The organism is Sphingopyxis sp. sgz302558, assembly GCF_057220455.1.
Genome location: NZ_JBXPUZ010000003.1, coordinates 484,040 through 508,648, shown reverse-complemented (window position 1 = coordinate 508,648; position 24,609 = coordinate 484,040). Strand labels below are relative to the sequence as shown.

21 protein-coding genes and 1 tRNA gene are annotated in these 24,609 nt (G+C 65.1%); 11 read left to right on the top strand and 11 right to left on the bottom strand.

Features of this window, described 5'->3' with window-relative positions:
* Positions 1-18 precede the first annotated feature (18 nt).
* Positions 19-804, bottom strand: a complete 786-nt coding sequence (locus AC2TC0_RS13150; protein ID WP_484717970.1) for an SDR family NAD(P)-dependent oxidoreductase — start codon at positions 802-804, stop codon at positions 19-21.
* 78 nt (positions 805-882) lie between these two features.
* Here AC2TC0_RS13150 and AC2TC0_RS13145 point away from each other — a divergent pair, with 78 nt between their 5' ends.
* The 10 genes from AC2TC0_RS13145 (at position 883) to phhA (ending at position 11,371) form a co-directional block, all read left to right on the top strand.
* Entirely contained in the window at positions 883-1,581 is a 699-nt protein-coding gene (locus AC2TC0_RS13145; protein ID WP_484717969.1) for a peptidylprolyl isomerase, read from the top strand.
* 55 nt (positions 1,582-1,636) lie between these two features.
* Positions 1,637-2,428 carry an outer membrane protein assembly factor BamD gene (locus AC2TC0_RS13140; protein ID WP_484717968.1) on the top strand — a complete coding sequence of 264 codons (792 nt, stop codon included), beginning with the start codon at positions 1,637-1,639 and terminating at the stop codon, positions 2,426-2,428.
* Positions 2,429-2,544: 116 nt separating this feature from the next.
* The gene (gene recN, locus AC2TC0_RS13135; protein ID WP_484717967.1) at positions 2,545-4,209 is read left to right on the top strand and encodes a DNA repair protein RecN; all 1,665 of its coding nucleotides are present in this window, start codon (positions 2,545-2,547) and stop codon (positions 4,207-4,209) included.
* A gap of 32 nt (positions 4,210-4,241) precedes the next feature.
* Positions 4,242-6,332: an NAD-dependent DNA ligase LigA gene (gene ligA / locus AC2TC0_RS13130; protein WP_484718135.1), complete on the top strand. Its 2,091-nt coding sequence runs from the start codon at positions 4,242-4,244 to the stop codon at positions 6,330-6,332.
* A 71-nt stretch (positions 6,333-6,403) separates the two neighbouring features.
* Positions 6,404-7,003, top strand: coding sequence for a GNAT family N-acetyltransferase (locus AC2TC0_RS13125; protein WP_484717966.1), 600 nt, complete (start codon positions 6,404-6,406; stop codon positions 7,001-7,003).
* 93 nt (positions 7,004-7,096) lie between these two features.
* A complete protein-coding gene (locus tag AC2TC0_RS13120; protein WP_484717965.1) occupies positions 7,097-7,450 on the top strand; it encodes a YciI family protein in 354 nt (117 codons plus the stop codon).
* A complete protein-coding gene (locus AC2TC0_RS13115; RefSeq protein WP_484717964.1) occupies positions 7,435-8,661 on the top strand; it encodes an RNA polymerase sigma factor in 1,227 nt (408 codons plus the stop codon). Before AC2TC0_RS13120 ends, AC2TC0_RS13115 begins: the two co-directional genes overlap by 16 nt.
* A 10-nt stretch (positions 8,662-8,671) precedes the next feature.
* Positions 8,672-9,055, top strand: a complete 384-nt coding sequence (locus AC2TC0_RS13110) for a DUF2946 family protein (protein WP_484717963.1) — start codon at positions 8,672-8,674, stop codon at positions 9,053-9,055.
* A 54-nt stretch (positions 9,056-9,109) separates the two neighbouring features.
* On the top strand, positions 9,110-10,483 hold the full coding sequence (locus AC2TC0_RS13105; RefSeq protein WP_484717962.1) for a PepSY-associated TM helix domain-containing protein: 1,374 nt from the start codon (positions 9,110-9,112) through the stop codon (positions 10,481-10,483).
* Between the two features lie 15 nt (positions 10,484-10,498).
* Positions 10,499-11,371 carry a phenylalanine 4-monooxygenase gene (gene phhA, locus AC2TC0_RS13100; protein ID WP_484717961.1) on the top strand — a complete coding sequence of 291 codons (873 nt, stop codon included), beginning with the start codon at positions 10,499-10,501 and terminating at the stop codon, positions 11,369-11,371.
* Here phhA and AC2TC0_RS13095 read toward each other — a convergent pair.
* The 8 genes from AC2TC0_RS13095 to moaA form a co-directional block, all read right to left on the bottom strand.
* On the bottom strand, positions 11,368-11,874 hold the full coding sequence (locus tag AC2TC0_RS13095) for a hypothetical protein (RefSeq protein ID WP_484717960.1): 507 nt from the start codon (positions 11,872-11,874) through the stop codon (positions 11,368-11,370). The genes phhA and AC2TC0_RS13095 overlap by 4 nt on opposite strands.
* 88 nt (positions 11,875-11,962) lie before the next feature.
* Entirely contained in the window at positions 11,963-12,856 is an 894-nt protein-coding gene (locus AC2TC0_RS13090) for a glycine zipper 2TM domain-containing protein (RefSeq protein ID WP_484717959.1), read from the bottom strand.
* 118 nt (positions 12,857-12,974) lie between these two features.
* Entirely contained in the window at positions 12,975-13,463 is a 489-nt protein-coding gene (locus AC2TC0_RS13085) for a GAF domain-containing protein (protein WP_484717958.1), read from the bottom strand.
* Positions 13,460-15,640 carry a prolyl oligopeptidase family serine peptidase gene (locus AC2TC0_RS13080; RefSeq protein WP_484717957.1) on the bottom strand — a complete coding sequence of 727 codons (2,181 nt, stop codon included), beginning with the start codon at positions 15,638-15,640 and terminating at the stop codon, positions 13,460-13,462. Before AC2TC0_RS13080 ends, AC2TC0_RS13085 begins: the two co-directional genes overlap by 4 nt.
* 108 nt (positions 15,641-15,748) lie before the next feature.
* Positions 15,749-17,020 carry a DUF4932 domain-containing protein gene (locus AC2TC0_RS13075; RefSeq protein ID WP_484717956.1) on the bottom strand — a complete coding sequence of 424 codons (1,272 nt, stop codon included), beginning with the start codon at positions 17,018-17,020 and terminating at the stop codon, positions 15,749-15,751.
* Positions 17,021-17,625: 605 nt separating this feature from the next.
* A tRNA-Asn gene (locus AC2TC0_RS13070) sits at positions 17,626-17,700 on the bottom strand.
* A 64-nt stretch (positions 17,701-17,764) separates the two neighbouring features.
* Positions 17,765-18,535, bottom strand: coding sequence for an NAD kinase (locus tag AC2TC0_RS13065; RefSeq protein ID WP_484717955.1), 771 nt, complete (start codon positions 18,533-18,535; stop codon positions 17,765-17,767).
* 9 nt (positions 18,536-18,544) lie between these two features.
* Positions 18,545-19,558: a GTP 3',8-cyclase MoaA gene (gene moaA, locus AC2TC0_RS13060; protein WP_484717954.1), complete on the bottom strand. Its 1,014-nt coding sequence runs from the start codon at positions 19,556-19,558 to the stop codon at positions 18,545-18,547.
* Between the two features lie 66 nt (positions 19,559-19,624).
* Between moaA and AC2TC0_RS13055 the strand changes: the two genes are divergently transcribed.
* The gene (locus AC2TC0_RS13055; RefSeq protein WP_484717953.1) at positions 19,625-20,821 is read left to right on the top strand and encodes a bifunctional diguanylate cyclase/phosphodiesterase; all 1,197 of its coding nucleotides are present in this window, start codon (positions 19,625-19,627) and stop codon (positions 20,819-20,821) included.
* Here AC2TC0_RS13055 and mfd read toward each other — a convergent pair.
* Positions 20,814-24,287, bottom strand: a complete 3,474-nt coding sequence (mfd, locus tag AC2TC0_RS13050) for a transcription-repair coupling factor (RefSeq protein ID WP_484717952.1) — start codon at positions 24,285-24,287, stop codon at positions 20,814-20,816. The two genes, AC2TC0_RS13055 and mfd, sit on opposite strands and share 8 nt — an antisense overlap.
* Positions 24,284-24,544 (bottom strand): succinate dehydrogenase assembly factor 2, encoded by a 261-nt coding sequence (locus tag AC2TC0_RS13045; protein WP_484717951.1) that lies wholly within the window; start codon positions 24,542-24,544, stop codon positions 24,284-24,286. Before AC2TC0_RS13045 ends, mfd begins: the two co-directional genes overlap by 4 nt.
* Positions 24,545-24,609 lie beyond the last annotated feature (65 nt).

Genomic DNA, 24,609 nt, shown 5'->3' with positions numbered 1-24,609 from the left:
GCTCGGCAGGTTGGCAGATCAATCCCCAGGCGAAACCGCGCTGCCCGCCAGCAGCCCGCCGTCGAGCGTCAGCTCGGCGCCGGTCATATAGGCGCTGGCATCGCTCGCCAGATAGAGCGCCAGCGCCGCCACTTCCTCGACCGTACCAAAGCGTTTGAGCGGTGTGTCCGCCACCATCGCGGCCATGCGTTCCTCGCGGTCGGGGCCGTCGCCGACCAGAGCCTCCCACATCGGGGTCAGGATCGCGGCGGGCTGGATAACGTTGCAGCGGATTTTCAGCCCCGCTTGCGCGCACCATAGCGCGACGGACTTCGTATGATTGCGGATGCCCGCCTTGCTGCTGGCATAGGCCGCCGCGCCGGGAATGCCGACCACCCCCGAGCGTGAACCGATATTGATGATGCTCCCCGCGCCGCCCGCCGCGCGCATTGCGCCAATGGCATAACGGCAGCCAAGGAATGTGCCGTCCAGATTGACGCGGTGGACCTTGTGCCATTCGGCCAGGCTGGCATGTTCGGGATCATGCGGGCCGGGGCTGTCCTCGAACCCCGAAATCCCGGCATTGTTGACGACAATGTCGATGGCAGGGTGCGACAGGGCGAAGTTGGCCCAGCCCGCTTCGTCGGCGACATCCAGCGCGGCGAACTCGGCCCCGATTTCTGCCGCCAGCGCCACCCCGGCGGCGCTGTCGATATCGGCGATGATGACGGCCGCGCCTTCGCGCGCAAAGCATCGCGCGATGGCGGCACCAATCCCGCGCGCCCCGCCGGTCACCAGTGCGCGCTTATGTTCGAGTATTGTCATGGTCGCATTTTCGCGCGAGCGATGCTTGGCGTCAATCACAGGCTCGCATCGCGCGGCGCACGGCGCTAGGCTGTCGCCATGCGCCAACGCACCCTGCTCCGCCTGATTCTGTCCGCCGTCGGTATGACGGTCATTCCGGCCCACGCCCAAGTTGCGCCGCCACCGGCTTCCCCGCCGCCCGTTGCCGCCGCACCCTTGCCCCACGTCGCGCTTGAAACTTCAGCTGGCACCATCGTCTTGCGGATCGAGGCGCAGCGCGCCCCCAAGACGGCTGCCAATTTCCTGAAATATGTCGATAACAAACGTTATGATGGGCAGAGCATTTACCGCACCACCCGCAATTGGGGGGCGAACAGTACGTTGATTCAGGGCGGGGTGCGCACCGATGCGCGGCTGCTTTACCCGCCCGTGGCGCACGAGCCCACGACGGCAACGGGGTTGATGCACTGCCCCGGCGCCGTGTCGCTGGCGCGGCTGGCCCCCGGGACGGCGCAAAGCGACTTTTTCCTGGTGCTTGGCCCCATCTATGGGTTTGACGCTGACCCGGCGGCTGCTGGCGACAATGCCGGATTCGCCGTGTTCGCCGAAATCGTCGATGGTTGGGCGGTGGCGCAGGCCATTGCCGCCGCGCCCGTTTCCGAAACCGCAGGCGAAGGGGCGATGAAGGGCCAGATTTTGGCGGCACCCGTCAAAATCCTGCGCGCCAAACGTGTTGCCGCGCCTGCCGCAGTTGATCCCGCCAAGCCCAAACCGGGCTGCATCGTAAAAACACCCTGAGTCAGGGCCGCATTTATTTTGCGTTCAGGCGCGCCATGGCTATATCCCCGCCGTGATGATCAAAACTTCCCCATTCGCCCGCTTGCTCCTTGTGACAGCACTCGCCGTACCACTGCTTTCGGCTTGTGCTGGCGGCAGCAGCACGTCCGGCCCTGCCGACCGGCGCTATGTCGCGCGCGACGTCAGCACGCTCTACCGTGCGGCGCAGGACCGTTTGGACCGCGGCAATTATGCCGTGGCGGCGGCCTTGTTCGACGAAGTTGAACGCCAGCATCCCTATTCGCCCTGGGCGCGCCGGGCGCAGCTGATGAGCGCGTTCAGCTATTATATGGACCGCGAATATACGCCGTCGATCGAATCGGCGCAGCGTTTCCTATCGATTCACCCGGGCAACAAGGACGCGCCCTACGCCTATTATCTGATTGGCCTCTCCTACTATGAGCAGATCAGCGACGTTACCCGCGACCAGAAAATTACGGAGCAGGCGCGCGCCTCGCTGGGTGAGGTTATCCGCCGCTATCCCGACACGCGCTATGCCGCTGACGCGCGGTTGAAGCTTGATCTGGTCAACGACCATCTGGCGGGCAAGGAAATGGAAATCGGCCGCTATTACCAGCGCGCCTCGTCGTGGCTTGCCGCCTCGATCCGCTTTCGCGAGGTGGTCGACAAGTTCCAGACCACCAGCCACACGCCCGAGGCGCTGTACCGGCTGACCGAATGCTATCTCGCGCTCGGCATTCCCAGCGAGGCCAAGAAATCGGCCGCGGTACTGGGGGCCAACTATCCGGGAAGCAAATGGTATGAGCGCGCCTTTGCGCTGATGCAAAAGCACGCGCCGTCGGCGTAGGATTGCTGGGCAGACTCCTTGTCATCCCCATCCCGGATCAAGTCCGGGATGACGAGAGGATTGTGGGCCCAACCAGCCGATAGATTCCGCTTTCGTTCTGCGCTAAGTCGGCGGCGATGCTGACTGCGCTCGCCATATCGAACATCGTCCTTATCGACGCGCTCGACCTGGATTTCGGGGACGGACTCGGCGTGCTGACGGGCGAGACGGGGGCGGGCAAATCGATCCTGCTCGATGCCTTGGGGCTGGCGCTCGGCGCGCGCGCCGATTCGGGGCTGGTGCGCCAGGGGTGCGAACGGGGGCAGGTGACCGCCAGCTTCACGGCACCGGCGCAGGGCAGCGCGCTGGCGGCGCTGCTTGCCGCCAATGACCTCGACATCGGCGCGGGCGAGCCGCTGATCATCCGCCGCAGCGTGCGTGCCGATGGCGGCAGCCGCGCCTTCGTCAATGACCAGCCCTGTTCGGCGGCGCTGCTGCGCGAAATTGGCGCGAGCCTTGTGGAAATCCACGGCCAGCACGACGACCGCGGCCTGATCGCGCCTGCCGGGCACCGGGCCTTACTCGACGCCTTTGCACGCACGGACACGAGTGCGGTGGCGGCGGCGCATGGGGCGTGGAAAGCCGCCGAAGCACGGCTTGCAGCGACCCGCGCCGCGCTGGCCGAGGCCGAACGTGACCGCGACTGGCTCGCGCATTGCGTCGCCGAATTAACGGCACTTGCGCCGCAGCCGGGAGAAGAAGCGGCCCTCGCCGCCGAACGCGCGGCGATGCAGCAGGGCGAGAAGATTGCCGATGATCTGCAAGCGGTGCTCGCCGCATTCGAAGGCAGCGACAGCGGCCCGGCGCAGCTGCGCGCCGCCGCGCGGCGGCTCGACCGGCTTGCTGGCGGCCATCCGCTGCTCGCCGAAGCGCTCGCGGCGCTCGACCGCGCGCTGATCGAAGCGGGCGAGGCCGAAGACCGGTTGAACGAAGCTGCGCGCGCGCTGGAATTTGACCCCGCGCGGCTCGAGACGGCGGAGACGCGGCTGTTCGAGCTGCGGGCGCTGGCCCGCAAACATGGGTGTCAGCCCGACGCGCTGGCTGACCTGACCGGCGAACTCGCCGCGCGGCTGGCGGCCATCGACGGCGGGGCAGGGGGGCTGGCGGCGCAGGAGGCTGAAGTCGCGGCCTTGGCGGCGGCCTACACCCACGCCGCAGGCGAACTCAGCGACGCGCGGCGCATGGCGGCGGCGCGGCTCGACGCGGCGGTGGCGGGCGAGCTCAAGTCGCTCAAACTCGACGCTGCGCGTTTCCAGACTTTGGTCGAACGCCTGCCCGCCGAACGCTGGGGGCCAGAGGGCATGGATCGGGTGGAGTTTCTGATCGCCACCAACCCCGGCGCACCCTTTGCCCCGCTGATCAAGATCGCCAGCGGCGGCGAATTGTCGCGCTTCATCCTCGCGCTCAAAGTCGCGCTGGCGGAGGAAGGCGGGGCCGATACGATCATCTTCGACGAAATCGACCGCGGCGTCGGCGGCGCGGTGGCGGCGGCGATCGGCGAACGGCTGGCGCGGTTGGCGCAGGGCAAGCAGTTGCTGGCGGTCACCCACTCGCCACAAGTCGCCGCCAAGGGCGCGGTACACTACCAGATCGCCAAGGCCAGCGACGGGCTGGTCACGCGGACGGGCGTACGGTTGCTAGCAGCTGAAGAGCGCCGCGAGGAAATCGCGCGAATGCTGTCTGGTGCTGAGGTAACCGACGAGGCAAGGGCGCAAGCGGTGCGGTTGTTGGAGGTGGTGTGAGCATCACGGAAGCCGAAGCCGCCAACGAATTGATGCGCCTCGCCAAGGCGATTGCGCATCACAACCGGCGCTATCATGCCGAGGACGCGCCCGAAATTTCGGACGCCGAATATGACGCGCTGGTGCGTCGTAACAATGAACTCGAAGCGGCCTTCCCGCACCTGATCCGCGCCGACAGTCCCAATGTGCAAGTCGGCGCGGCGGTAGAAGCATCGCCGCTCGCCAAAGTCACCCATGCACAGCGGATGATGTCCCTCGACAACGCGTTTGACGATGCCGAGGTCGCGGAGTTTGTCGCGCGGGTGCGGCGGTTCCTTAATCTGCCCGAGGATGCCCCCGTTGCGCTGACGGCTGAGGACAAGATTGACGGGCTGTCCTGCTCGCTGCGCTACGAACAGGGCGTACTGGTGCAGGCGGCGACGCGCGGCGACGGGAGTGTGGGGGAAGATGTGACCGCGAATGTGCGGACGATATCCGACATTCCCCACCAACTGCTCCCCGGCGAAAGCCGGTGTCCAGAGCGGCAAGGCTCGGCCTTCCAAGTCACTGGACCCCGGCCTTCGCCGGGGCAAGATGTTCCGTCGGTCTTCGAAATTCGCGGCGAAATTTACATGAGCAAAGCCGATTTTGCTGCGCTCAATGATGCGCAGCAGAAGGCGGGCGGAAAAATCTTCGCCAACCCGCGCAATGCTGCTGCGGGCTCGCTGCGCCAGAAGGATGCCAGCATCACCGCCGCGCGCCCGTTACGCTTTTTGGCGCACGGCTGGGGCGAGGTCAGCGAGTTACCGGGGACAAGCCAAAGCGAAGTCATGGCCGCCATCGCCGGCTGGGGTGTTCCCGTCTCGCCGCGCTTGACGCGCTGCACCACCACCGACGCCGCGCTCGCTCACTACCGCGCCATCGAGGCCGCGCGCGCCGACCTGCCCTACGACATCGACGGCGTCGTCTACAAAGTCGACCGGCTCGACTGGCAGGCGCGGCTGGGCTTTGTGGCGAAGGCGCCGCGCTGGGCCATCGCGCACAAATTCCCCGCCGAACGCGCACAGACGACGCTGGAGGCCATCGACATCCAGGTCGGGCGCACCGGCAAGCTCACGCCGGTTGGCCGCCTTACCCCCGTCACTGTCGGCGGTGTGGTGGTGTCGAACGTTACGCTCCACAACCGCGACGAAATCGCGCGCCTTGGCGTCCGACCCGGCGACCGCGTGGTGGTCCAGCGCGCGGGCGATGTCATCCCGCAGATCGTTGAAAATCTGACCCGTGATGAAGCGCGCGCCGCCTATGTCTTCCCCGATCACTGCCCTGTCTGTGCCAGCGAGGCGGTGGCCGAGGAGGGCGAAGTCGATGTGCGCTGCACCGCCGGGCTGACCTGTCCTGCGCAACGCTTCGAACGCCTGCGCCATTTCGTCAGCCGCGGTGCGCTCGACATCGAGGGGCTGGGAGAGAAAAGCGTTGCTGAATTTATCGAGGCGGGTTGGCTGCAAAGCCCTGCCGACATATTCCGCTTGCGCGCGCACCGCGAAGAATTGCTGACGCGCGACGGCTGGCAAGCCAAATCGGTCGATAATCTGCTCGCATCCATCGAAGCCAAACGCAGTCCCGACGCCGCACGGCTGCTGTTCGGCCTCGGCATCCGCCATGTCGGCGCGGTGACGGCGCGCGATTTGCTCAAGGCCTTTGCGACGCTGCCCGCGCTGCGCGATGTGGCCCAGCGCGCGCATGGCGGCGAGGCCGATGCGCTCGCCGAACTCACCGCGATTGACGGCATTGGGCCGGCGGTCGTCGAGGCGCTGGGCGATTTCTTCCACGAACCGCACAATGTCGCGACGTGGGAGGATTTGCTCGGCGAAGTCAGCCCGCCGCCCTTCGTCGTCGAAACGCGCGCTTCCCAAGTGTCGGGCCAAACCGTTGTCTTCACCGGCAAACTCGAAACCATGAGCCGCGACGAAGCCAAGGCACAGGCCGAAGCCCTCGGCGCCAAGGCCGCTGGTTCGGTCAGCGCCAAAACCGATCTGGTCGTTGCTGGCCCCGGCGCGGGGAGCAAGCTCAAACAAGCTGCCGCGCTCGGCATCCGCGTGATCGACGAGGCAGAGTGGGCCGCGATCGTGGCGGCGGCGGGTTAGGCCGCTCGCTATCGTCGTCCCGGATCAAGTCCGGGATGACGCCAAGGGCGGGGTAGGGTACACTCCCCTGAATGGCATCCTCTCCCCGCCGCCTGCCCTGCGAAATCGACGCGCCGCTCAAGGACGGGCGCTGGGTGTGCCTGCGCACGATCCGCCCCAGCGATGAAGAGCGCATCCGCGACGGGATTGAGGCGATGTCGGAACGTTCGCGCTATCTGCGCTTCTTTTCCGCCTTTCGCTCGCCGCCCGACAGCATCGTCAAACGGCTGAGCGCGGTCGACGGGCATGACCATATCGGTTGGGGCGCGATCCTGCTCGATGGGCAGGATTATCCGCCAATCGCCGCCGCACACGCCATCCGGCTCGACGACAAACCGGGCACCGGCGAGCTCGCGGTGGCGGTGCTCGATGACTATCAGGGGTTGGGTATCGCGCGCATGCTGGTGGCGGCGGTGCTGGCCGATTGCGCTGAAGAAAATTTGTGCTGCCTCGAAATGCAGGTGCTCGGCGAAAACCGCGCAGCGGCGACGCTGCTGCTGGATCTGGGGGCCGAGGTGGTGGGGATGCAGGGCAGCGTCGACAACTTCGTCCTCGACGCGCGTGCCGCGCTCGCCCGGCTGCGTGCCGAGCCGCAACCGCCCGGGCTGGCCACGGTGCTGGCCGAGCTTTGAGAAAATTTCATCATCCCGTCGAATCCGTCGCGCGCCGCGCGTCTCTGATGCATGGTCGCGCAATGCCGCACGGCCGCTGAAGGAGGCAGACCCATGCAATATATGCTGATGATCCACGAAGACGAAAGCGCCTATACCGGCCCCAATGGCGACGCGGTGATGGCCGACACGCTCGCCAAGCACACCGCCTTGGCGCATGCACTCGTCGCCGCCGGTGTGCCCTTCTCGGGCGAGCGGCTGAAGGGGGCGGATACCGCCACCACGCTGCGCTGGAACCATGGCGCGTCCGAGCTGACCGACGGTCCTTTCGCCGAAACGCACGAGGAACTGGGCGGCTTTTACATCGTCGATGTTCCCGATCTCGACGCCGCGATCGAATGGGCGCGGATGATCCCGGTCCCGGGCAAAGGTGCCATCGAAATCCGCCCGATATGGCCGATGGGGTGACGCTGGCGGGAGTAGTCGAGGATGCCCGGCCGCGCGTCATCGCCGCGTTGGCCGGGCATTGCCGCGATCTGGATCTGGCCGAAGATAGCTTTGCCGATGCGGTCGCCGCGTTGCTGGCGCTGCCACCCGAAAAACAACCCGCCAATGTACCGGGCTGGCTGTACGTCACCGCCAAGCGCCGCATCGTCGACGCGGTGCGCGGCGATGCGCGCCGCGCAGCCCTGCTGGCGCGCGAGGCGCTGACGGAGGATGACATGGGCGACATCATCGCCTTTCCCGATCCCTTCCCCGACGAACGGTTGCGGTTGATCTTCGCCTGCGCGCACCCGGCCATTGCCCCCGATGTGCGGATTGCGCTGGCGCTGCGGACGATTTGCGGCGTGGCGATGGAGCGGCTCGCCGCGGCCTTTCTGGTCCCCACCGCGACGCTCTACCAGCGCCTCACGCGTGCCAAGGCCAAGATTCGTGACGCGGGCATCGGGTTCGCGGTGCCCGAGCGCCGCCATTGGCCCGAACGGATCGAGGCGGTGCTGGCAACGCTCGAGCTGGGCTATGCCGTCGCCTATGCCGACGGCGCGGGCGCGCTGGATGCGGACCTTGCACCCGAAGTGCGGCGGCTCGCCGGGCTTCTGGCCGATTTGCTGCCCGATGATCCCGAGGTGCTGGGCCTGGCGGCGCTCGTCGAGCTCGCCGAATCGCGCCGCGCCGCACGCGTCGATGCGGACGGCGTGATGGTGCCTTTATCGCAGCAGAATGTGCGCCTGTGGGACGATCCCGCCATCGCCCACGCGCACCGCCTGATGCAGCGCGCCGCCGCGCTGGGCCACAGCGGCCCGCGTCAGATCAACGCTGCCATTCACCTCACCCATGCGCGGCGGAAGGCTGAAGGCCGCACCGACTGGGCCGACATCGTCGCGCTCTATGATGTGCTGGCTGCCATCCGCCCCGGCCCGGCGGTGGCGACCGCGCGCGCGGTCGCGCTGGCCCAGCTGGAGGGCGCGGCGGCAGGGCTGGCGGCGCTCGACGCCATCGACCCCACCAGCGTCGCCCATCATCGCGGCTGGCACAGCGCGCGCGGTCATTTGCTGGCGGACATGGGGCGCGCGGACGATGCGTTGTCGGCATTGCGTCGGGCGATGGCGCTGGGTCCCGCGCCGGCCGAAGCGGCCTATTTGCAGCAACGCATTGCCCGGTTGGTTGGAACAGACTAACGCGATTTGCGTGCTGCTTCTCACCGCCTTCCGCCGTCTGACCTGGCTGTGGCTGCCCGTGCTTCTGGTGCTGCTGGCGCGCATCGCCGTCGCGCCCGGCTGGATGGTCGAGCGCGCCGAGGGCGGGACGCTGACCGTGCGCATCTGTTCGGATGTAAACAGCGCCGGGCAAAGCATTGAAATTCCGTTCGAGCGGTCTGCCGACCATGCTGCCGGCGACCAGCAATGCCCGTGGGGCGCGCTGGCGGTGGGCACACCGCCGCCAGATCAGATCACGCTTTCAGCCAGCCTTCCGCCAATAAGAATCTCGCCGGAATCCCTCCCGATACTGGGCTTTTCCCCCGGCATCGCTTCGCCGCTTCCTCCCAGCACCGGACCGCCGACCTTGGCTTGAACCAAGTCATGCGCCCGAATCCGTCGGCGCTCTTCCTCTGGTCAAGGATCTGCAATGTCTCTTTCCGAAAGCCGCCGCGCTGCGGGCGGCGGCGCGATGCTCTATCGCACCATCTGGCGCTGGCATTTTTATGCTGGGCTGTTCGTTATCCCCTTCATCTTGATGCTGTCGCTGACCGGCGCCATCTATCTGTTCAAACCGCAGATTGATGCGTGGGAGGAACGCGGCTGGCGCGATTTGCCCACGGCCGGTGCTGTCGATGCCGATGCCCAGGTCGCCGCCGCCCTTGCCGCGCTACCCGGCGCTGCACTGCATCATTATCGCGTGCCGCAGGCGGCGGGTGATGCTGGGCTCGTCCATGTTGGCTTGCCCGCCGGGGCCATGCGCGACGTTGCTGTGTCGCCGCAAGGCCGGGTACTCGCCATTGTCGATCCCGATGCGCGCTGGTCGGCGTGGTTGGCGCGGCTGCACGGCAGTCTGCTGATCGGTACCGCCGGCGGCTTGCTGGTCGAACTGGCTGCCAGCTGGGCCATCGTCATGATCCTCACGGGTCTCTATCTGTGGTGGCCACGCGGGCGCGGCGCGACAGGCGTGCTGTGGCCACGCCTGCACCTTGGTGCGCGCGCGGCATGGCGCGATGCGCACGCGGTAACGGGCTTTTGGGCTTCGGGGCTGGCGCTGGTCCTGCTGCTGACCGCGCTACCTTGGACCGACGCCTGGGCGACTGGCTTTCGTGCACTGCGCGCCGAAATGGGTTGGGTTTCGGGGCCACAGAATTGGAAGGGCGGCATCGATTTGCACACGCACCATGATCATGGTGCGATGCAGACGGCGACCGCGCCGCTGCCGCCTTCGCCTGTCACGCTTGCCGACATCGTGCTGCGCGCGCGGAACGAAGCCTTGCCACACCCCGTCATCGTCATGCCACCGGGTGCGCCCGCCGCGCATGGGCCGCCAAACGGAAATCACTGGACACTGACCAGCCATGCGCAAAATCGTCCGCTGATCCGTCGTATCAGCTATGACCCCGCCACGGGGATTGAGGTGGCGCGCAGCGGCTTTGCCGACAAACACCCCATCGACCAGGTCATCAACATCGGCATTGCCTGGCACGAAGGCGCGCTGTTTGGCTGGGTGACGCAGGCGATCGGCGTGCTAACCGCGCTCATGCTGATGGTGCTCGCGGTCAGCGGTTTTGTGCTGTGGCGGCGGCGCAAGCCTGCGGACGGGCTGGGCGCTCCGCCGCTGCCGCGCGAACCCGCGCGGCTCAAGGCTGTTGCCATGATCATCCTGCTGCTCGCGGCACTGCTGCCGATGCTCGCGGTATCGTTGATCCTGCTGCTGTTGGTGGACCGGCTGCTGTTACCGCGTCTGCCACGTCTCGCGCGCTGGCTGGGGGCAGCGCCGGTTTCATCTGCAACCGGTTGATGCTATGACTTGGGGATGGCCGACCCCGCCCTTCATGTCTTTGACGCACCTCCGCCGGGTGCTGCCGCCGACTGGACCATCCCGCAAAATTGGGAGGCGTTCAGCGCCGCTGAACATGCGATGTGGGACCGGCTGTTCGCGCGCCAGACGGCGATGCTGCCCGGCCGCGCTGCCGACGCCTTTCTTCGCGGTATCGACGTGCTTCGCTTGGAAAAGCCGGGCATCCCTGATTACCGCGAACTCAATGCACGGCTCATGGCGGCGACGGGGTGGCAGGTGGTCGCGGTGCCGGGGCTGGTCCCCGACGATGTGTTTTTCGACCATCTCGCCAACCGCCGCTTTCCGGCAGGCAATTTCATCCGCACACCTGAACAGCTGGATTATTTGCAGGAACCGGATGTTTTTCATGACGTCTTTGGCCATGTGCCGATGCTCGCCGATCCGGTGTTCGCCGATTATATGGTCGCCTATGGCCAGGGGGGGCTACGCAGCCTGAACTTCGGCTCACTCGACAAATTGGCGCGGCTTTACTGGTATACGGTGGAATTCGGCCTGATCCGCGAAGCAGCGGGCCTGCGCATTTATGGCGCGGGGATTGTGTCAAGCTATGGCGAAAGCATCTTCGCGCTCGACGACCCCAGCCCCAACCGCATCGGCTTTGACCTCGAACGGGTGATGCGTACGCGCTATCGCATCGACGATTATCAACAGAATTATTTCGTGATCGACAGCTTGGACGAACTGCTGCGCGTGACGGTCGAAACCGATTTCGCACCGCTTTACAATCGGCTCGCCAACCTCGACGACATTGCCATCGCCGATATTGTGGATGGCGATCAAGTCATAACACGCGGCACACAGGCCTATGCGTGTGGCCGTGCCGCCTAGTTGAACGTCACATCCACCACGCGGCCGCCGCGATAGGTGCAGGCAAAATCGCGCGGCATCATTTCGGGCGCGGCGACGGTGCCGCTGACCCGCCAGCTGCCCCCGTCCTGCGTCACCGCGTCGATAGCGCCAACGCGCGCGTCATCGCCCAGCTCGCCCTCGGCGGCCCAGCTGCATGCTTCGACGGCGCGGGTCTCGGCGTTGTTGCTGCCCGGCACCCATTGGCGGTCGGTCTGGTCGGGGGCGCTGCGATACTCCCCATCGCGCGGTTCATAGCGATAATCTTCATCGCGCCGGTCGCGTTCGCGGTCACGCGATTTGCTTGCCGAATCCGCGATGGCGGCGATTGCACCGATCAGGACAATGCCCGCGATAACGTCACCGGCATCCACCCGGTCACGATGCCAATGGCGACGGTGGCGCGCCTCGGCGGGCGCAATCGCAACCAGCACCGATGATGCCAGTACGGCGGCACCGACCAGATTGACGGCAAAGCGGTTCATGTCAGGGTCCCCACCCAAAGGGCGCGGTCCGATACCGCGCGTCGGGGGATGCTTTACTGCGACGAGTCTGTCGCGCGGCTGAATGGGTTCAGCACACGCAGCGCGGCTTGGGCTTGGGCTTGTAGTGGCGCTTCTTGGGATAGTGGCGTTTGCGCACCGGCACGCTTTCGTAAAAGGTTTCGGTCGTCACGGTTTCGGTCGTCACCGGTGCGCTGGTCACCGTGGTCACGATGATGCCCGGCGAATACCAGCCATAGACTTGGCCATAACCTTGGCCATAGCTGGCATGGCCATGCTGCCAATAACCTCCGCCGCCGTGCCAGCCGCGCTGGCGCTCCTCGACGCGGCGCACCGCATCACGGCATTTGCCCTTGTCCTCGGCCTGATCGATCACCCCGCCGGCGATCGCGCCCAGTGCACCGCCGATCAGCGTGCCCGCGGTGCGATTGCCGCGCCCGGCGATGCGGTTGCCGGCAATGCCGCCCAGCAACCCGCCCAAAATCGACCCGCCAACGCCATTGTCGGGGCGGCAGGCCTGTTCCAGATCGCGGCGCAGCGCCTCTTCCTCGGCCCATTCGGCGTCGGACCAGGCCATCTCCTGCCAGCCGCTATGCGCCGGCTGCGCGCCCAGCTGGTCGCCATCAAAGCGGCAACGATATTCGCGCGCGTCGGCCCCGTCCTGCGTGCACAGCCACTGCCCACGCGCATCGCCATGGCCGGTGGTGCGATATTCCGCCTCGATCGGCGCTGCGGTCGAAATGATGCGGCGTTCGGTGCGAACTACTGGCGGCGGGGTGATGGTCTGGGTTTCGATGCGGGTTTCGGTGTTATAGGTCACGCCATGTGCGGGCTGGCCGCTGGCGGCATCAACCGCTTCACGCGCCGCCGCGGCCGCTTCGGCGGCCTTGTCCTGCGCGGCGTCGGATGTGTCGGCCCAGATCACCGCACTGGCCGCAACGCTCAACAGCAGCAAAGTCCGCATTATGTTTCCCCACCCTGAAGCCGGGGCCCACACCCCTTGGTTAATGGGGAGTTTAGCAAAGCGCGCCGGTACGGGCGATTCCGTTAACCCTGTTCGCGGCGTCCCGTTTTGGCGCAGCTCACCCTGCGAGCGCGGGCGCGATGCGCGCCACCAGGGCTTCGGCCCCCGCCTGATCTTCGGCAGCGAAGCGCGCAGGGAGAGGACTGTCGAGGTCGAGCACGCCAATCAACCGGTTACCCACCACCACCGGTACCACCAGCTCGCTGCGGCTCGCGGCGTCGCAGGCGATATGGCCAGGAAAGGCTTGGACATCATCGACCCGCTGGCTGGTCCGCGTCCGCGCCGCCGCGCCGCACACGCCCTTGTCGAGCGCAATGCGAATGCACGCCGACAGGCCCTGAAATGGCCCCAACACCAGTTCGGTCCCGTCAAAGCGGTAAAATCCCGCCCAGTTCAGATCGGGAATAAATTGCCACACCAGCGCTGCCACATTGGCCATATTGGCGACAGCATCGGGCTCGCCCGCCGTCACTGCCTCGGCCGCCTCGGCCAGTTCGGCCCAACGCGTGGCGGTGTCGGTGGCGACGGGGGCAAAGGTCAGGCTCACTTCACCGCCAATCCGGTATGTTCGGCGATGAAGGCATACATGTCGGCGAACTCGGCAATAACCTTGTCGGTCGGCTTGCCCGATCCATGCCCGGCGCGCGTTTCGATGCGGATCAGGTGCGGCTTGTCGCCAATCTTCGCGGCCTGCAATGCGGCGGCATATTTAAAGCTATGCCCCGGCACGACGCGGTCGTCGGTATCGGCGGTCGTCACCAGGATCGCCGGGTAAGGCGTGGCCCCGCCGATATTGTGATAGGGCGAATAGGACAGCAGATTTTTGAAATCGGCCTCCTTGCTGGGATAGCCATAGTCATCGACCCAATAGCGCCCCGCCGTGAAGCGATCAAAGCGCAACATGTCCATCACGCCTACGCCGGGCAGCGCCGCGGCAAACAGGTCAGGCCGCTGGTTCACCACCGCACCGACCAGCAAGCCGCCGTTCGATCGCCCCTCGATGGCCAGCCCGTCCTTTTTGGTGATCCCCTTGGCGATCAGATATTCACCCGCGGCGATGAAATCGTCGAACACATTCTGCTTGTTCGACAGGCGGCCAGCGTCGTGCCACTCCTTGCCATATTCGCCTCCGCCGCGCAGGTTGGCCATGGCCAGCACCCCGCCCTTATCAACCCAGGCGAGCCGCGTCGGCGAAAATCCCGGTGTCAGCGAAATGTTGAACCCGCCATAGCCATAAAGCAGCGTCGGCGCGCCGCCCTTTGCTATCACGCCCTTTTTGGCGATGACGAACATCGGCACGCGCGTGCCGTCTTTCGACGTGTAAAAATGCTGCTCGACGGTGAAATCGGCGGGATCAAAGGTCAGCTTGGGTTCGGCGAACACCGTGCTTTTCCCCGTCGCCGTGTCGAGCCGATAAATCGTTGTCGGCCGCGCGAAGCTGGAAAAGGCATAAAAGGTCTCGGGGTCACCGGGTTTGCCGCCAAAGCCCGCGGCCGTGCCGATTGCGCCCAATGAAATCGTCGCCACCGGCTTGCCGTCCAGCGTCACCATCCGCGCGTCCGATTTGGCATCGCCCAGGTAGGACAGGATAATGCGTTCGCCCACTGCCGATGCGCCGACCAAAGTGCCTTCGCTTTCGGCGACAATCTCGATGGGGGCAATCCGCCGCTTCACGTCCAGCCGCACCAGCCGCTGGCGCGGTGCGCCCTGGTTGGTGAGGAAGGTAAAGGCGCTGCCCTGGTTGGCGACATATTCCCAATTATGCGCATAATCGGTGATGACATTGATCGGCTGGCCCGCGCCCGATTTGCCCAGCGGATAGAGCGTCAGGCCATAACGCTCGTCGGTCCCTTCGGACGAAGTGACGAGCAGCCACGCGCCGTCGTCGGTCACGGCTGCGCTGTGGTTCAGCTTGGGTCGCTCGGGCGTTGCATGCACCAGCACATCGGCGTCTTGGCTGGTCCCCAGCTTGTGGAAATGCACCGTGTGATTTTCGTTCAAGGACTGGAACGCCGCCCCTTCGGCGGGGGCGGGAAAGCGCGAATAGAAAAATCCGCTGCCATCCTTGGCCCAACTGAGGCCCGAAAATTTGACCCAGCGGATCTCGTCGCTGACATCCTTGCCGCTCGCCACGTCGAGCACGCGCACGATGCGCCAGTCGGTGCCGCCGTCCTGCACCGAATAAAGCAAATGCTTGCCATCGGGCGACGGCTCCCATTCGCCCAGCGCGGTCGCGCCGTCCTTGGCCCAGGTGTTGGGATCGATCAGCGCGCGCGGCGCACCTGTCAGGCCGTCGCGCACATACAGCACCGATTGCGGCTGCAACCCGTCGTTGCGAGTGTAGAAATAGCGGTTCCCCGCTTTGCGCGGCACGCCAAAGCGCTCATAATCAAACAGCTCGGTCATCCGCGCCGCAAAGGCCGCGCGCCCGGGCAGCTTTGCCAAATAGTCATTGGTCACCGCATTCTGCCGCGCCACCCAATCGGCCACCTTGGGGTTGACCCGCACATCATCCTCCAGCCAGCGATAGGGATCGGCCACTGGCACGCCGAACTGCGTCTCCGTCACATCCACCGTCTCGGTCGCGGGGTAATAGAGCGGCGCGCGCGGCAATTCGGCGGCCGCTGCGGCATCGGCGCCGGCATCGGTTCCGGCGAGGGCAGGGGTGAAATTCAACGCGGCAACGCTGGCAAGCAAAACGGACAAGCGGCGGGGTGCAAACATGGCATCTCTCGGATTGTGGTGGGGATCATGTGGATGCCAAAGAAGATAGCGATTGGGGGCGGGGGGGCAAGGGGGGGGGAACAGCCCGTATCGAGATGCGCGCCCGGTCTACTTTTGGGCTTCGATCCACCGCAAAAGCGCAGGGTATAATGCTTCAATTGTTTGGCCGGGCTCGCGCGCAGCGTATAGTCGACGCAGCTCGGCATCAAAGGCCGCAAATCGGCGAAAGCCGCGCCCGTTCTGCATGTTGTCGACGACGGCGGAATGCGCAATGGCAAAATCCTCCGGGCTCATCAGATCACGATAATAGATGCTAACCAGCGCCCAGTTCATATACTCGTTGAACAGCGCCTCGGGGCCCGGATAATTCCCCGCCGCGCTCCTGTCGTCCGCCCAAGCTGCCCGGTCGGATAGCGCACTGGCGATCCTTTCCGCATGGCGCTCGGCAGTGGGATTGATGAAACCGTGGTTCATTTCGGTAAACAGGATGGCGGATCGCTCGATAGCTGCCCCTTCGGATGTCAGCCCGCGATTGGCGCGATAGGGATAGTTCACATGGGGCTGCAGCTCGCGATAGCCGTCTGCTTCCAGCGTCGTGAGCGATTGGTTGTAGGCTACAAGCGGCGAGAAGATGATTTTCACCCCGTCATATGGCGTGACCGATGGAAACCGCTCGACAAGCCAGCTGCTGATCCGGGCAACCTGCGCCTCCTGGTCAAAAAAGCGGATCTGCTGCGCATACAACTCGGTGTGCTGGCGATAGAAGTCGCGAAATCCGCTTACGCGGGCAAAGTCTTGCAATTCATCGAGAAAGGGCAACACGGCGTTATCCAGAGATCCGGCAAAACCTGTCCGGTCATAGACCGGACTGCGCCCAATCCGGCCCTCCGCGTCAAAGACAAAGGCATATCCATTCATCTTGAAGGGGAAATAATCTGATCTGTCCTGACGCAGCATCGCGTCAACGCGCTGGATGAGCGGATGGCCGGTATGAGCAGCGAAATGGCTTTGCACAGCCTGATAATAAGGGCTGTCGTGATAGACCATGTCGCGGTCGTTTTGACCATATGGTGAAATAGCAATCGCAATGTTGACCAGTTCATAGACTTCCGGAACTTCCACCACGGTGCGCCCGCGATGCGCGGCCTGATAGGCAGCATCAAATTTTGCCGGTGGCGTGTCGCGCTGCGCCTTGATCACTGTCGCGATCTCTGCACCGTTGAACATGATCCGCAACGGCCGGGTCTGCTCGGGAACAAAATCCGCGCAGGCCCGCCGATCCTGATTGATAAAGCAAATGGTTGACGGCTCGCTCTTCTGCACGGGCAAGGCGATATCTTGCGGATAATTGTTCGGATCGACCTGCCAGCGGCCAAGCACCTTGCCGTCAATTTCAATGGCGACTTCAGCGGTTGTCGCATCTAGCTGCATGTCCGGCGCTTGGGCCATGGCAATGGTCGCGAACAAAGTTGTCAAAATTGCCGAGCCACGAGCAAGAATAGATACCGACATAGCCGGTCGTCGTCCTTCATCTTCTTGTGAATCTGATCTTTTTCGGCCTGCCGCTTCGCCCCGCCCGGCGCGCCGCGCAAAGAGGAGTTGCTTCCGGCAGCTAAAGATTTCCTAGTTTGCAAAAGGCGCGGCAGAAATCAGTTACGGTGACAGGTACGACAATCCTCAAATAGCGCTTCCGTTTGAAGCCCATTTTTCGCTGTCCTACACGCATCTGTTATGTCTTAACCTTGCGTATGATCGCACTTCCAACCCCGTTGCTGGCATTGGCCGGTTTTCTACCGGCCGCAAAGGATACAAAGGATACACCCAGGGGGATGGGTGGCCGTATCCTTTGTATCCTTAATCGCCGGCACTGTGGGGTGATGGCCGCAAAGGGGGATGGGGGGGTGGCTTCTACTTTGTGAGAAATGCGCGAGTCGCGCGGCCCCGCACGCCATGGCGCAGCCCACAATATCCAGACGGGATGAAAATGGCTCCCCGGGTAGGATTCGAACCTACGACCGATCGATTAACAGTCGATTGCTCTACCGCTGAGCTACCGAGGAACACGCCCGCGTGGCGGGACAGGAGCGGGCCTATGCCGAAGCATCGGTTAATTTGCAACCCCATTCAAACGATGAATTGCTCCATCGCAATGCGTTCATCCAGCCCCTGGTCCGGGTCGAATAACAGGGTGAGGGGGCGGGTGCGGTCAATGGCGATATCCACCGTCGCAACGTCGCGGATTTCGCGCTGGTCGGCGACCGCGCTGACCGGGCGTTTGCTCGCCTCGCGCACGTTAAAGCGTACGCGCGTCGCCTCGGGCAAAATCGCGCCGCGCCAACGGCGGGGGCGGAACGGGCTGATCGGGGTCAGCGCCAGCATCGCCGAATCGAGCGGCAGGATCGGGCCGTTCGCGGACAGATTATACGCCGTCGATCCCGCCGGGGTGGACACCAGCACGCCGTCACACGCCAGCTCCTCCAGCATCGTCCGGCCGTTGACCACGACCTCCAGCTTCGCTGCCTGCCGCGTCTCGCGCAGCAGCGATATTTCGTTGATGGCGGGGACGACATGCCGTTCGCCGCTGACCGTGGTGATATTGCCGCACAGCGGGTTGACGATGAAGGTGCGCGCATCGCGAATCCGGTCGAGCAGCAATTCGGGGCGAAACTCGTTCATCAAAAAGCCCACCGTGCCGCGGTTCATCCCGAACACCGGCACGATGCGGCGGCTGTCGAGCATCTGATGCAGCATGTGCAGCAGAAAGCCATCGCCGCCCAGCGCAACGACCATATCGGCCTCGCCCAACGGGACAAAGGGATAGAGGGGGGCCAGCTCGGCGGCGGCGGCCTCGGCCCCCGGGGTCGGCGATGCGACGAGCGCGACGCGGTGCTGCATGGTTCTGGTCTATCCCCCGGTGACGCTCATATGGCGCGCGACAGCGGGCTGCTGCCCTGCCTTGATGACAAAATCATGCGCGCGCGGCTTGGCGCCAAGCGCGCGATCCAGCAGCGGGTCGAGCGCGTCTGCCCCCTCCGCGCGCAGGGCGGCGCGCAGGTCGACATGATCGTCCTGGCCCAGGCACATATAGATGCGCCCCTGCGCGGTCAGCCGCATGCGGTTGCAACTGGCGCAGAAATTGTCGGACAAAGGCGTGATCAGGCCCAGTGTGACCGGCATTCCCGCGACGCTGAAATAGCGCGCCGGGCCGCCGGTCTTGCGGTCAACGGGCATGATCGCGTGCTGCTCACGCAGCGGCGCGATGAACGCGTACAGCGGGATATAATGGTCGCTGCGGTCGTCCGCGATCTCGCCCAGCGGCATGGTTTCGATCAGCGTCAGGTCGCAGCCATTGTCGGCGCACCATTGCAGCATCGGCAGCAACTGGCCCTCGTTCAACCCCCGCAATGCGACCATGTTGATCTTGACCGCGATCCCCGCCGCCTGCGCCGCCGCGATGCCTGTCAAGGCCTGCGCCAGGTCGCCCACGCGGGTAATGTGCCGAAACGCGTCGGCATCCAGCGTGTCGAGGCTGACGTTGATCCGCCGCACCCCCGCCGCCGCCAGTGCAGGGGCATATTCCGCCAGCCGCATGGCGTTGGTGGTCAGCGTCAATTCGTTAAGCCCGTGCCCCAGCATCGCGCCCAAGCGCGCGGCCAAATCATCGATCCCGCGCCGGACCAGCGGCTCGCCACCGGTCAGGCGCAATCTGGTGACCCCGCGCGCGACCAGTCGCCGCGCGATCACTTCAATTTCCTCCAGCGTCAGCAGTTCGCTGCGCGGCAGAAAGGTCATGTCCTCGGCCATACAGTAACGGCAGCGCAGATCGCAGCGGTCGGTCACCGAAATGCGCACATAGCTGATGCGGCGGCCGTGGCCGTCGGTAAGCGCAGGCGCGGTCGGGGCAGAAAGGGCGGTCATCGGCTCGGGCGGCCTTGTGACGCAAAAAGCAACGGCTTGGCAAGCAAAGGCTGCTATGCGCGTTTGATGCATAAGGGGACAATTTCAGGGGCGAGCATCGCGCGCCACATTGGCATGCTGACCGCGGCAACATCGACGCCGGTCGCGGCGCTGGTGGTGCAGGCCGATGCGCTCGACCGCATCAATCAGAGCGCGGGGATCGCCACAGGTGATGCGGTGCTGGCCGAAATTGCGCGGCGACTGGAAAGCTTCGCGGCGGACGAGTTCGGCCATGACTGCGTCGTGGCGCGCTTGGACGGGCCGCGCTTCCTTTTCCTTCCCCCGGCCGGAACCGCAGCGGGCGCGCTGGCGGCGCAGCAACGGGCGCTGCACGCCATTTTGGCGCAGCCCTTTGTGGGCGATCCGCACAGCCGCGTCGCCATCCGCCTGGCGCTTGCGAGCTTTACCGCTGGCCAGTCGTTCGACCGCGTGCTGATGCAGGCAACCAGCGCGCTGGCCCGTCCCGCGGCCAAACGCGATGGCGCGCAAGTGACGGCAGCGTTGGCGAATGGTGAGGTCGCGCTGCGCTACCAGCCGCAATATGCGATGGTGGGCGGGCACATGGTGGGGGTGGAGGCGCTGCTGCGCTGGCAGCATCCCGAACTGGGCCTGCTTGGTGCAGCTCCGCTGGTCACCGCCGCGGCGGCGGCGCGGCTGCAAACGCAATTGACCGCCCACGCGCACGCGCTTGCCATGGCAGAAGTGGCGGGGTGGCCAGCTTTGCTTTCCGACATCCGGGTCGCACTCAATATCACCGCCGCCGATTTGGACGAAGCCGGGTTTGCGGGACGATTTGCGGCGTTGCTCGCCGAACACCAGCTCTCTGCCAGCCGCTTCACGCTCGAACTGACCGAGCAGGCGATGCTGGCCAGCCCGGACCGTGCGGCCGATCAGCTGGCGACGCTGCGCACGCTGGGCTGCCGCATTGCCGTCGATGACTTTGGCACCGGCTATTCCTCCTTGGCGTTGCTGGCGCAACTGCCGCTTGACTATCTCAAAATCGACAGCGGCTTTGTCCGCGCCATGGACGTCTCGGAGCGCGACGCCATCGTCGTGCGTGCGATCGCTGAACTTGCCCGCGCGTTGGGTCTCGCGGTGGTCGCTGAAGGCGTGGAAACCGCGGCGCAGCGCGCCATGCTCGCTGATCTTGGCGTCGAATATTGGCAGGGCTTTCTGGGGTCCGACCCGGTGTCTGGCGAAACGCTGGCGGCGATGCTCAGCTAGCCGTGCGGGCCAGTTTCGCCAGCCCGCTCGACAATTGGACCGCGCCGTTCAGCCGCGCTGCCGCGCTCGTCCAATTGCCGCTCACCGACAGCTTGTTGTCGGGCCGGATGCGCGCGCGGTCCTTCAGCCGGTCGACATAGGCGAGGAGGCCGGGGACATTGGCAAAATGGTCGCCGTGGAAACTGACAAGAGCGCCCTTTGCGCCAATATCCAGTTTGGAAATTCCCGCCGCCTTGGCATTGCCCTTGATCTCCATCAGCAAGATCAGATTCTGTGTTTCGGGGGGCAGCGGGCCGAAACGGTCGATCAATTCGGCGGCAAAGGCATCGAGTCCACTGCGCCCCTCGGCATCGTTGATGCGGCGATACAGCGCCATGCGCAGCGGCAGGTCGGGGACATAGTCTTCCGGGATCAGGATCGGCGCATCGACCGTGATGACCGGTGACATCGCCTCGCGCGGCGGCGCTAGGCCCGCGCCCTCGGCCTTGGCCGTCAAAATCGCCTCCTCGAGCATCGACTGGTACAGCTCGAACCCGACCTCGCGGATATGTCCCGATTGTTCATCGCCGACCAGATTGCCCGCGCCGCGAATGTCGAGGTCGTGGCTCGCCAGCTGGAACCCCGCCCCCAGCGTGTCGAGGTCGCCCAGCAGCTTCAGCCTTTTCTCTGCCGTTTCGGTAATCAGGCCATTGTCCGGCGTGGTCAGATAGGCATAGGCGCGCGTCTTGGATCGACCGACGCGCCCGCGTAGCTGGTAAAGCTGGGCCAAACCAAACCGGTCAGCGCGGTGAATGACCAGCGTGTTGGCGCTGGGAATATCGAGCCCGCTTTCGACGATGGTGGTCGATACCAGCACATCATATTGCCGGTCATAAAAGGCGCTCATGCGCTCCTCGACCTCGCCCGGCGCCATTTGCCCGTGAGCGACGACATATTTGACCTCGGGCACGCGGGTGCGCAGAAATTCTTCGATGTCGGGCAGGTCTTTGATGCGCGGCGTGACAAAGAAACTCTGCCCGCCGCGGTCGTGCTCGCGCAGCAACGCCTCGCGGATCACTACCGGATCCCACGGGCTCACATAGGTGCGCACCGCCAGGCGATCGACCGGCGGGGTTTGAATGACGCTAAGCTCGCGCAGCCCCGACATCGCCATTTGCAAGGTGCGCGGGATCGGCGTCGCGGTCAGCGTCAGCACATGGACGTCAGCCTTGAGTTGCTTCAGCCGCTCTTTGTGGACGACGCCAAAGCGCTGCTCTTCATCAACGATGACCAGCCCCAACCTTTTGAACGCTACGGACTTGGCGAAAACGGCATGGGTGCCGATCACAATGTCGATGCTTCCATCGGCCAACCCGTCGCGCGTCTTCTGCGCCTCGCCGGCGGGTACCAAACGCGACAGGCGACCCAGATTGACAGGAAAGCCGCGAAATCGCTCGACGAAATTGCTGTAATGCTGGCGCGCCAGCAACGTCGTCGGGCACACCACCGCGACCTGCATGCCCGCCATTGCCGCCACGAACGCGGCTCGCAGCGCGACCTCGGTCTTGCCAAAGCCGACATCGCCGCACACCAGCCGGTCCATCGGTTTGCCCGCTGCCAGATCAGCCAATACGTCGCCAATGGCGCGGTCCTGATCGTCGGTTTCCTGATAGGGGAAGCGGTCGGCAAACGCCGGATAAGAGGCGTCGGCTTCCAGCACATCGGCGGGGCGCAGCGCACGTGCGGCGGCGGTAGCGAGTAGCTCGCCCGCAATTTCGCGGATGCGCTCCTTCATCCGCGCCTTGCGCCGCTGCCATGCTTCGCCACCCAGCTTGTCGAGCGCCACGCCCTCGTTTTCGCCGCCATAGCGCGACAGCACGTCGAGATTCTCGACCGGTACGTAAAGCTTGTCGCCGCCCGCATAGGTCAGCGCGACACAGTCGTGTGGGCTTTGGCCCACGGGGATACTGGTCAGCCCTTCATAGCGGCCAATGCCATGGTCGATATGCACGACCAGATCGCCGACGCTGAGCGTCGCCAGTTCGGCGAGGAAAGCATCGGCGCTCTTGCGGCGTTTCTGGCGGCGTACTAGCCGCTCACCCAATATATCTTGTTCGCTCAGCAGGCTGACCGCATCGCTGGCAAAGCCACTGTCAATGGGCAGCACGACGAGCGCGGTGGTCCGCAGGTCCGAAGCCGTGCCCAACGCGGCTTGCCAGCCGTCGGCTTCGGCAAGCATGTTTGCGCCATGTTCCTTCAGCAGTCCCGCCAGCCGGTCACGCGCGCCGACCGAATAGCTGGCGATGATGGTCCGCCGCCCGGCGCGCTGTTCTGCGGCCAGGTGCGCCGCGACGAGCGCATAGACATTGGCATCGGCGGCGCGCTCGGGCGCAAAGTCACGCGCGGCGTGGACGCCCATGTCGATGGCGCTTGGCGCTTCGGGGGCATCGAAAGGGGTGATGAGGTGGATGGGGCGCGCGGCCTCGGCGGCGCGCCACTCTTTATCGCTCAGGTAAAGCGCCTCAGGAGCAAGCGGACGGTAACTACCCGCTGCGCCGTCTGCCGCCGCCACCCGGTTGCCATGATAGTCATTGATGGCCTCAAATCGCTGCGCTGCGCTGGCGTCGACGCGGTGGCCGCGCAGCATTGGTGCGTCGCCAATATGGTCGAACAGCGTGGCCAGCTTTTCCTCGAATAATGGCAGCCAATGGTCCATGCCGGCTTGGCGCCGCCCGTCGCTTACCGCCTGATAGAGCGGATCGCCGGTTGCCGCCGCGCCGAACAATTCGCGATAGCGGGTGCGGAAACGCTTGATACTGGCTTCGTCAAGCAGGGTTTCGCTGGCGGGCAACAAGGTGAAGCCATCGACATGGCCCTGTGAGCGCTGGTCGGCAGGGTCAAAGCGGCGCAGCGTTTCAATTTCGTCGCCGAAGAAATCGACGCGAATGCCCGTGGGTTCCCCTGCCGGGAAAAGGTCGATGATGCCGCCGCGCACGGCAAATTCGCCTTGATCGGCAACGGTATCAACGCGTGAAAAGCCGTTGGCGATCAGCAGCGCGACCAGCGCATCGCGGTCGATCCGCGCGCCGGGCTTCAGGCTGGCGGCAAGCTGGCGGATGCGAAAGGGGGTCAATGTGCGCTGGGCGATGGCGGCGATGGTGGTCAGGATCAACTCGCCGCGCTGTGCCGGGGCTTGCAACGCGGCTAGCGTCGCCAGCCGCTCGGCGCTGACGCGTAGGCTGGGCCCGGCGCGGTCATAAGGCAGACAATCCCACGCCGGAAAGCGGTGCACGACCAGCTCTGGCGCAAAGAAGGGCGCGGCATCGGCGATCGCCGCCATAACCGCATCGTCGGTGGCGACATAGACCAGTCGACGGTCACTCGCACGCGCCAGATCGGCGAGCAGCAACGGCAGGAAACCGTCGGCGACGCGGGCCAGCGTGTGCGGGCGCTGGCCCGCCAGGATGGCGGCGACGGGATCGGTCACGGCTTGGCGATATAGTCCAGACGGCGCAGCGCTGCGATCATCTTTGGGTTGGCCAGCGCCGCAGGCGGCTCGGCCCGGCCCAGCGCCCAAGCCATAATGTCCTCGTCATCCTGTTCGACCACCGCCTCGAACCACGCCAGTTCATCGTCGTCCCAGCGCGCTGCATGGGCATCGAAAAAGCCGCCAACCAGCGCGTCGGCCTCGCGCGTGCCGCGATAATAAGCGCGGTATTTGAGAGCTTTCAGGCGGTCAGTCACGGCAGGATGGGAATCCGATTGGGGCACGCATGCCGAATCTGGCGTGCGCGCGCTTTGGGTCTATA

What these genes read in the sequence shown, in the direction of transcription:
- AC2TC0_RS13150 (WP_484717970.1), bottom strand. Translation starts at nt 804, where the DNA reads ATGACAATACTCGAACATAAGCGCGCACTGGTGACCGGCGGGGCGCGC.
- AC2TC0_RS13145 (WP_484717969.1), top strand. Translation starts at nt 883, where the DNA reads ATGCGCCAACGCACCCTGCTCCGCCTGATTCTGTCCGCCGTCGGTATG.
- AC2TC0_RS13140 (WP_484717968.1), top strand. Translation starts at nt 1,637, where the DNA reads ATGATCAAAACTTCCCCATTCGCCCGCTTGCTCCTTGTGACAGCACTC.
- recN (WP_484717967.1), top strand. Translation starts at nt 2,545, where the DNA reads ATGCTGACTGCGCTCGCCATATCGAACATCGTCCTTATCGACGCGCTC.
- ligA (WP_484718135.1), top strand. Translation starts at nt 4,242, where the DNA reads ATGCGCCTCGCCAAGGCGATTGCGCATCACAACCGGCGCTATCATGCC.
- AC2TC0_RS13125 (WP_484717966.1), top strand. Translation starts at nt 6,404, where the DNA reads ATGGCATCCTCTCCCCGCCGCCTGCCCTGCGAAATCGACGCGCCGCTC.
- AC2TC0_RS13120 (WP_484717965.1), top strand. Translation starts at nt 7,097, where the DNA reads ATGCAATATATGCTGATGATCCACGAAGACGAAAGCGCCTATACCGGC.
- AC2TC0_RS13115 (WP_484717964.1), top strand. Translation starts at nt 7,435, where the DNA reads ATGGCCGATGGGGTGACGCTGGCGGGAGTAGTCGAGGATGCCCGGCCG.
- AC2TC0_RS13105 (WP_484717962.1), top strand. Translation starts at nt 9,110, where the DNA reads ATGTCTCTTTCCGAAAGCCGCCGCGCTGCGGGCGGCGGCGCGATGCTC.
- phhA (WP_484717961.1), top strand. Translation starts at nt 10,499, where the DNA reads ATGGCCGACCCCGCCCTTCATGTCTTTGACGCACCTCCGCCGGGTGCT.
- AC2TC0_RS13095 (WP_484717960.1), bottom strand. Translation starts at nt 11,874, where the DNA reads ATGAACCGCTTTGCCGTCAATCTGGTCGGTGCCGCCGTACTGGCATCA.
- AC2TC0_RS13090 (WP_484717959.1), bottom strand. Translation starts at nt 12,856, where the DNA reads ATGCGGACTTTGCTGCTGTTGAGCGTTGCGGCCAGTGCGGTGATCTGG.
- AC2TC0_RS13080 (WP_484717957.1), bottom strand. Translation starts at nt 15,640, where the DNA reads ATGTTTGCACCCCGCCGCTTGTCCGTTTTGCTTGCCAGCGTTGCCGCG.
- AC2TC0_RS13065 (WP_484717955.1), bottom strand. Translation starts at nt 18,535, where the DNA reads ATGCAGCACCGCGTCGCGCTCGTCGCATCGCCGACCCCGGGGGCCGAG.
- moaA (WP_484717954.1), bottom strand. Translation starts at nt 19,558, where the DNA reads ATGACCGCCCTTTCTGCCCCGACCGCGCCTGCGCTTACCGACGGCCAC.
- AC2TC0_RS13055 (WP_484717953.1), top strand. Translation starts at nt 19,625, where the DNA reads ATGCATAAGGGGACAATTTCAGGGGCGAGCATCGCGCGCCACATTGGC.